The organism is Bradyrhizobium neotropicale (genome assembly GCF_001641695.1).
GTDB lineage: Bacteria > Pseudomonadota > Alphaproteobacteria > Rhizobiales > Xanthobacteraceae > Bradyrhizobium > Bradyrhizobium neotropicale.
Genome location: NZ_LSEF01000056.1, coordinates 1 through 7,120 on the forward strand (window position 1 = coordinate 1; position 7,120 = coordinate 7,120).

Genomic DNA, 7,120 nt, shown 5'->3' on the forward strand with positions numbered 1-7,120 from the left:
CTTCAATATTATGTCCCGCGTCGCGCGCTGGATGACTTTGCTCGCGAGCATGACGCCAAGCCTGTTGAAACGCTCAGATGGAGCCGAGATCGGCGCGACCCCTGCCTATCCACGATCTCGAGCCTTCTGCTGAGTGCAATCGAGGAAGATCGGACGACGAACCAGCTTTTCGTGGACCAGATCGGGCTGAGCTTGCTTGCCCATTTCGCGCAGACCTATGGAGGTCTACGCACGTACGATGGCGCCCTGGAAGGCGGGTTGGCGCCTTGGCAGGAGCGCCGCGCCAAGGAGATCATGCGTGCGCGGCTCGCGAGTCGCCTCACGATAGCCGATGTTGCGGCAGAGTGCAGGCTGACGCCGAGCCACTTCGCTCGTTCGTTCAGGCGCAGCGCGGGCATCGCCCCGCACGAGTATCTCTCCCGCCTTCGGATGGATGAGGCCAAACGTTTGTTGACGACAACCAAGCTTCCCCTGGCGGATATTGCCCTGATCTGCGGATTTGGCGACCAGAGCTATTTCACGAGAGTGTTCTCCCGGAGTGTCGGCGCCAGTCCCGGCGCTTGGCGACGGGCGCGTTCAGAGCAATGAGGGACTCAGCGGCTTATGTGGGGCACATCATCGCGGGCGCACAAACGGCTCAGGTCATCGATGCGCCCGTCGATCTCGTTTCGCTATTGTTTGACGTTAGTTCGCGACTGCAGCCGTCTTTCGGACGAGCACACTGTCGGCTTGCCGTATGATCTCAAGTGAACCTGCCTGGCGAGGGGTCGAGAGAACCACGCTCTGGCCCGGCGCAAGAACGGACACTACGCGGATCGGCGTTCCTGTCTCGCCCTGCGCGAGGGTGGTAACAACACGGAAGCCTTCGCGCTCGACGGTGTAGTAGGTGATGCCGGATACCTCTCCGAGGTCGATGCTTTTGGCCTGAATCGGCCGCAGGCCTTCGGCATGAGCGGCCCCCAGAGAGGCCAAGGTGAGCGCGGCGGCGAAAAGCGTGCTGCGGATTGACATAGAATATCTCCTTTGGTTGAGCGGCGGGCCTGTGCCCGTCGCTCCCTTGCCACAGGAGATGGTGCGGATATGATCATCGATCAAACCGATGGGATCAATGATGAGCATTGATGTCGTCAATTTAGGTCGCATCGACCTGAACCTGCTCGTTCACCTCGATGCGTTGCTCTCGGAACGCAGCGTCACGCGCGCTGCGGCCCGCGTCGGCATTGGACAGTCGGCGATGAGTCACAATCTCGCGCGCCTGCGGGATCTGTTCAGTGACGAGCTTCTGACGCGAGGGCCGGAGGGCCTACGCCTCACCCCCCGGGCGGTGACGTTGGTTGAGCCGGTGCGGACCACGCTGGCACAGATCCAGACGTTGGTGTCGCGAGACGACGCATTTGATCCGGCAACGGCGGAGCGAACCTTCAGGTTCGGACTGCCAGACAGTATGGAGATCCTGATCGTGCCTGCGCTCCTCGCGCGCCTGCGCGAAGTCGCTCCTGGCGTCCATCTGCGGCTCTACAATATCGACTCGTCACGGCTTTTGGACGATCTCGACGCCGACGAACTGGACCTCGCCATTGGCTATGACGTCTTCCCGCACGGACAGGCCCACCATAAGCGGCGCCTGCTGTTTAATGAGACGTATCTGTGTATGTTCAATGCCGAAAGGACGGGGATCGCGGCCCCGATCTCGCTCGACAACTATGTGCTGCTGCCTCATGTCCTCACCAGCCTGAGGCCCGGGCGCAACGTGCGCGGCGTGGTGGACGACGCTCTGCAAAAGCTCGGCTTGCGTCGCACGGTCGTCCTGACCACGCCGCGTTTCCTCACGGTCCCCTCGCTGGTGGCGCGCGCACCCGTCGTCGTGACCATGCACGCGCGACTTGCCCGCCTGTTCGCCACCGAACTCGGGCTCAGCCTCAGCCCGCCTCCGGTGGAGTTGCCGGAGGTGGCCGCTTCATTGCTCTGGCATGCTTCCTACGATCACGATCCCGCTCACGCATGGTTACGGCGGATCGTGGTCCGGATGGTCGCAGAACTTTGAGCTGGATCGCGCACGCGCCATCCGCGGGCCTGACAGCCCTTTCTACGCCCGTGATACTTTCGACGCAGCGACGAAGTGGGTAACCTTCGGTTCGGCCTTGGCGTCGAATTGACGGATGGCATCCTGAACCGTCCGATCAGCGTTGGTGACGCGCTGATGTTGCCGCAGATGCTCGAGCCATGAGGCGACCAGGAATGTTTCAAGAAAACGTCCTTCTTCCGCCGCGTCTTCAAAGATGTCCCAAGCATATGCTCCGTCTCGGCGGCGCTGTTCACCCAGGCCCCGCAACGCCGTCAAGAAAGCGTCGCGCTTTTGAGGAGCGATGTGATACTCGACGGTGACGAGCACCGGTCCTCGATCGGCCTCTGCCTCGATCGTCAGAACGGGAACGGGCCAATGCATCGAAGGAGTGAGGTCGACTCCTGCGCCGGTCTGCAGCTTCCACCGCCAGCTCAATGCGATTCCGATCAAAGCGCCGGCTGCCGCAATGAAGTGGGCCGTCCTCAAATCGAACGTTGAAGCGATCTGACCCCACGTGGCGCTGCCCGCGGTCATGGCGCCGAAGAACACCGTAACGAACATGGCGAGTCCACGACCGCGCACCCAATCCGGTAACGAAACCTGAGCGGAGACGTTCAGTGTTGCAAGTACGGCGATCCAAGAAAGACCAGCGATCGCACAGGCAACCAGCGCGAGGCGGGGCTCGCTCGCGACGCCGAGCAGGAGCAGACTCGCCGCTGTGCCGAAGGTGCCTACCGCAACGAGTACATCGGGCCCGAACGCCATCTTCATCCAAGGCAGCGCGAATGCGCCACAGACCGCGCCAACTCCGATTGCGCCGAGCAGGATCCCGTACAATTCCGGTCCGCCGGCAATCTGGTTGCGAGCGAGGAGAGGAAGGAGTGCCCAATAGGCGCTCGCGAAGAAGAAGAACCCGGCAGCTCTTATCAATGTCGAGCGCAAATGTGGATTGTGCCGCGCATGACGAAATCCGATCACCAGAGCGCTGGTGAGACGCTCTGCCGGCAGCGCATGGCCGGCTGAAGATTGCGGTCGCCACCAGAGCAGGGCTCCGATGACAGCAAAATTGCTGAGCGCGTTTAGCCAAAACGGGGCCGCAATGCCCAGCACGCCGATCATGACGCCAGCGAGTGCTGGCCCGATAGCCCTGCTGATGTTAATTCCGACGCCGTTGCTCGCCACGGCTGCAGGCAGATTCTGCCTTGGCACAAGGTCAGGTACGATCGACTGCCATGCCGGGGCTGTGAAAGCGCTGCCGACCCCAAGCAGGAACGTGAACAGCAACAGGATCAAAGGATTGATGACGTCGAGCCAGACGAGCAGAGCGCTCGCTGCCGCAACCAATGTGAGCACAACTTCCGCTACGATCAGAAATCGGCGTCTATCGACTATATCCGCCAGAGCGCCCGCGGGGAGCGCGAACAGAAACATTGGAAGGCTGGTCGCGACCTGGACCAGCGAGACGGTACGCGGATCAGCATCGAGGCTCGTCATCAGCCAGCCGGACGCCGCATTGTACATCCACGTGCCGACATTCGCGACGACAGTCGCGAGCCACACTACGGTGAATGTGCGATAGCGAAATGCACTCCAAGGCGACGGATTCTGCAGGCTTGTCGTCTGCTCTTGCTGCTCATCGCTCGGGAAAACTGCCATGCTCTCGGGCTCCTGCCGGATTTCAAGTGCCCGAGCTGGGATCGGGTAAACTCATCAGTCGTGGCAAGGTTGTTTCATTCGAACCTGAATGAGGGAACAACTTCACCGATAAAAGATCCATCGAAAGGGACCGCACGGAAAACACACTCCGGAATCAATTAGAAATTCCGGTATGGAATGCTCTCTTGGTGCCGTTTCGAGCCTCTACGCTTCACTAACTCCGGTGAGATAGATTGCAGCTTTTGGCGGCGATTTGTACGGTTGCGTCGTCGCGTTAGCGTCAGGTGGTCCGAATTCCCATTCCGTCCTTTATTGTCGGGCGAAAATCCAAGACAAACGGAGGCGGCCTCCCAATTGTACTCCAGACACTGAACTTGAATGCGTTGGGCTATGCGAGAAGGTTCTGACCAGAGAGGAGCGAGCGCGACAATGATGCTTGCGCCAGATGCTGATGGCCGATCTCGAGGCGCATGGGCGCTGTTGAGATGCCTCGTTCTACATTGCGACCGTTCATTACCTCTGTCTGCCGCGCGCCGTCGCCTCGATGATCGTTGATCGGGTTGCCACGTGCGTTCGAGAGGTCTTCACCATATAACCACCGTCATCAGAGAGGCGCGCCGCGGCAGGCACTTCTATGCGAACGTACTGGGACTCAAGATCGTCAAGAAGACGGTCTGTTACGACGATCCGGGTAGCTATCATCTCTACTACGGTGACGACATCGGCGCGCCGGGGACGGTGATCAGCACTCTCGCTTGGAGGTGCGTTCCGCCCGGAATGGCAGGGGTGGGCGAGGTTGTACAGACGTCTTTCCGGATTGCGGCCGGCGCAGTCGACTGGTGGTCGGAACGGCTAACGGCCGCTGCCGTGTCCTGCCGATTGGACCATTCGCCCTTCGGAGAAAAGGTTCTTCGCTTTGCCGATCCGGACGGGACCGCGCTCGCACTGGTGTGCGCGGAGCAAAACGACCGTGATAAGGCTTGGCATCCCGTGGGTGTCGAAGAGGAACACGCGATTTGTGGTCTGCACGGCGTGACTTTGAGCGTTCGCGAAGCGGATTCGACGATCAAGATACTTCAGGACGTGCTGGATTTCAGATGCGTCGCTGAGTTGGGTAGTTGGATGCGTTTTGTGGCGCACGACGGACCGGGTGGCACGCTGGACCTGCAAGTGGTCGGACCATCGTCCCGAGGTCACCTCGGAGGCGGCACTATCCGCCATGTAGCATTCCGTGCCGCCAACGCCGATGATCAAGCGGCCATGGTCGAGAAACTCAGAGCCGACCACGGAATAGCCGTCAGCGAACCTGTCGCGCGAACCTATCTGACTGCCGTCGGTTTTCGTGCGCCATGCGGGGTTCTGTTCGAGATCGCGACCGACTGCCCCGGGTTCGCGGTCGACGAGCCGCTCGATCGATTGGGCAAGGAGTTGAAGTTCCCGAGCTTTCTCGACGCGCGCCGATTGGAGTTGCAGAGCATCCTCCCACCTTTAGACTCAGACTAGGCTGCCGCTCCGAACGTTTTTCCCGGATCCAGGACTGTCGGAAGTCTGCTGGCCATGAACTCGATGAAGGCCGTAGTCTTGGGCGACGAGGGGCCAGCCGGCCAGAGCGCCGAGACGGTTCGTTCGTTCCTGGTCTCCGCCTCGAGCAGCACGCTCAACTCGCCGGAATCTATATGCCGGAATGCCCAGAACTCAGGCACACAGGTGATGCCGGCCCCACCGAGCGCGGCCGCAATAAGCATTTCGTTATGGTCAGCGACGAGCCGGTTCACCAGTTGGTCGCTGCGACGAACGAAATCAGGGCCTAGCGGCCAAGGGTAGAGTTTGCATGTCGTTGCGTTCATATTCCTCAGGCAGGCGTGACGAGCGAGATCGTCGAGGGATTTGGGTGCAGATCTTTGCGACAGATATGAAGGGGAGGCGACCAGCAGGAGTCTGAAGGAGCCGAGCCGCCTTGCTCGAAGCCGCGAGTCTTCAAGTTGGCCGATACGGATAACGGCATCGAAGCCTTCCTCGATCAGGTCGACTTTCCTGTTCGTATAGCTGAGCTCAAGGTCGACGTCCGGGAAGCGGTTCATGAATTCGAAAAATGCAGCACTCCAATCCGGGCTCACCAGCGGCACGCTCACTCGCAATCTGCCACGGGGACTCTCACGAGCAAGCGCAATATCCGCTTCCGCGGCGGCGATCTCTTTCATGATTGCGCGGCAATGAATGAGGAATCGCTCGCCTTCGGCCGTCAAGCTGAGGCTGCGGGTACTGCGATGAAATAATCGGACCCCAAGCTGCTCCTCGAGCCGCGTGATCGTTTTACCTACCGCCGATGCTGTCTGCCGTAGCACCTTTCCTGCCGCGACATAGCTCCCCGAATCGACCACCTGTATGAAGACTGAGATGCCAGATATCTTGTCCATTGCGGAAAATCTGTCCGTGAATAACGTCCCAACATGGCGGTTTCCGCTGTTGCCCTTGATGGTTACCATACTTTGGGGGCGAATGGTTTGGAGCAGAGCCTTCGATGATTGGTGGCGGCGATTCTACCGTTCTTGGCTTCTTCGGCAGTCGCTTGAGTGAACACCTGGGCATGGAAGCCGATCTACTTCTGGAGACGAGGCGTCACGGGAAGCTGGCGCTCGCGGCAACGAGGCTGACATGTTCTCGCTTTGTCTTCGCTCGAACTCCGCCGATGCCGTCTGAGCCGGCCTTTAGCATCTTTCATCAGCTCGGCGAGCTTGAGCGACATTCATGCTGGCTTGCCGGGCGACCAAAATTCTCCGGCTCGTTCAGCGCGGGGACCGTGAGCGTTACGGACCTCCTTGACAGTCCGCAATGGGAATACAGGGGGCCCGTCGAAGCCCTTCAATATTATGTCCCGCGTCGCGCGCTGGATGACTTTGCTCGCGAGCATGACGCCAAGCCTGTTGAAACGCTCAGATGGAGCCGAGATCGGCGCGACCCCTGCCTATCCACGATCTCGAGCCTTCTGCTGAGTGCAATCGAGGAAGATCGGACGACGAACCAGCTTTTCGTGGACCAGATCGGGCTGAGCTTGCTTGCCCATTTCGCGCAGACCTATGGAGGTCTACGCACGTACGATGGCGCCCTGGAAGGCGGGTTGGCGCCTTGGCAGGAGCGCCGCGCCAAGGAGATCATGCGTGCGCGGCTCGCGAGTCGCCTCACGATAGCCGATGTTGCGGCAGAGTGCAGGCTGACGCCGAGCCACTTCGCTCGTTCGTTCAGGCGCAGCGCGGGCATCGCCCCGCACGAGTATCTCTCCCGCCTTCGGATGGATGAGGCCAAACGTTTGTTGACGACAACCAAGCTTCCCCTGGCGGATATTGCCCTGATCTGCGGATTTGGCGACCAGAGCTATTTCACGAGAGTGTTCTCCCGGAG

7 protein-coding genes are annotated in these 7,120 nt (G+C 60.3%); 4 read left to right on the forward strand and 3 right to left on the reverse strand.

What is annotated here, in order from left to right; all coding sequences use genetic code 11:
- The coding region (locus tag AXW67_RS18130; RefSeq protein WP_063678966.1) for a helix-turn-helix domain-containing protein at positions 1-588 on the forward strand (588 nt) is incomplete at its 5' end.
- Between the two features lie 96 nt (positions 589-684).
- On the opposite strand, the gene AXW67_RS18135 is transcribed toward AXW67_RS18130, so the two are convergent.
- Positions 685-1,119, reverse strand: coding sequence for a hypothetical protein (locus AXW67_RS18135; protein ID WP_245315615.1), 435 nt, complete (start codon positions 1,117-1,119; stop codon positions 685-687).
- Here AXW67_RS18135 and AXW67_RS18140 point away from each other — a divergent pair.
- On the forward strand, positions 1,112-2,044 hold the full coding sequence (locus AXW67_RS18140) for a LysR family transcriptional regulator (RefSeq protein WP_063678971.1): 933 nt from the start codon (positions 1,112-1,114) through the stop codon (positions 2,042-2,044). The two genes, AXW67_RS18135 and AXW67_RS18140, sit on opposite strands and share 8 nt — an antisense overlap.
- A gap of 42 nt (positions 2,045-2,086) precedes the next feature.
- Here the strand turns inward: AXW67_RS18140 and AXW67_RS18145 are convergent, their stop codons facing one another.
- Positions 2,087-3,721: an MFS transporter gene (locus AXW67_RS18145; protein WP_063678968.1), complete on the reverse strand. Its 1,635-nt coding sequence runs from the start codon at positions 3,719-3,721 to the stop codon at positions 2,087-2,089.
- A gap of 567 nt (positions 3,722-4,288) precedes the next feature.
- On the opposite strand from AXW67_RS18145, the gene AXW67_RS18150 reads away from it, so the two are divergent.
- Complete coding sequence (locus AXW67_RS18150; protein WP_063678969.1) at positions 4,289-5,224, forward strand: ring-cleaving dioxygenase; 936 nt, start codon at positions 4,289-4,291, stop codon at positions 5,222-5,224.
- Here AXW67_RS18150 and AXW67_RS18155 read toward each other — a convergent pair.
- Positions 5,221-6,138, reverse strand: a complete 918-nt coding sequence (locus AXW67_RS18155; RefSeq protein WP_063678972.1) for a LysR family transcriptional regulator — start codon at positions 6,136-6,138, stop codon at positions 5,221-5,223. The two genes, AXW67_RS18150 and AXW67_RS18155, sit on opposite strands and share 4 nt — an antisense overlap.
- A gap of 104 nt (positions 6,139-6,242) precedes the next feature.
- On the opposite strand from AXW67_RS18155, the gene AXW67_RS18160 reads away from it, so the two are divergent.
- Positions 6,243-7,120: AraC family transcriptional regulator (locus AXW67_RS18160; protein ID WP_063678970.1), on the forward strand; the 878-nt coding region annotated here is incomplete at its 3' end.

Bases quoted from the DNA above. Each gene is read 5' to 3' on its own strand.
- AXW67_RS18140 (WP_063678971.1), top strand. From the start codon at position 1,112: ATGAGCATTGATGTCGTCAATTTAGGTCGCATCGACCTGAACCTGCTC.
- AXW67_RS18135 (WP_245315615.1), bottom strand. From the start codon at position 1,119: ATGCTCATCATTGATCCCATCGGTTTGATCGATGATCATATCCGCACC.
- AXW67_RS18145 (WP_063678968.1), bottom strand. From the start codon at position 3,721: ATGGCAGTTTTCCCGAGCGATGAGCAGCAAGAGCAGACGACAAGCCTG.
- AXW67_RS18155 (WP_063678972.1), bottom strand. From the start codon at position 6,138: ATGGACAAGATATCTGGCATCTCAGTCTTCATACAGGTGGTCGATTCG.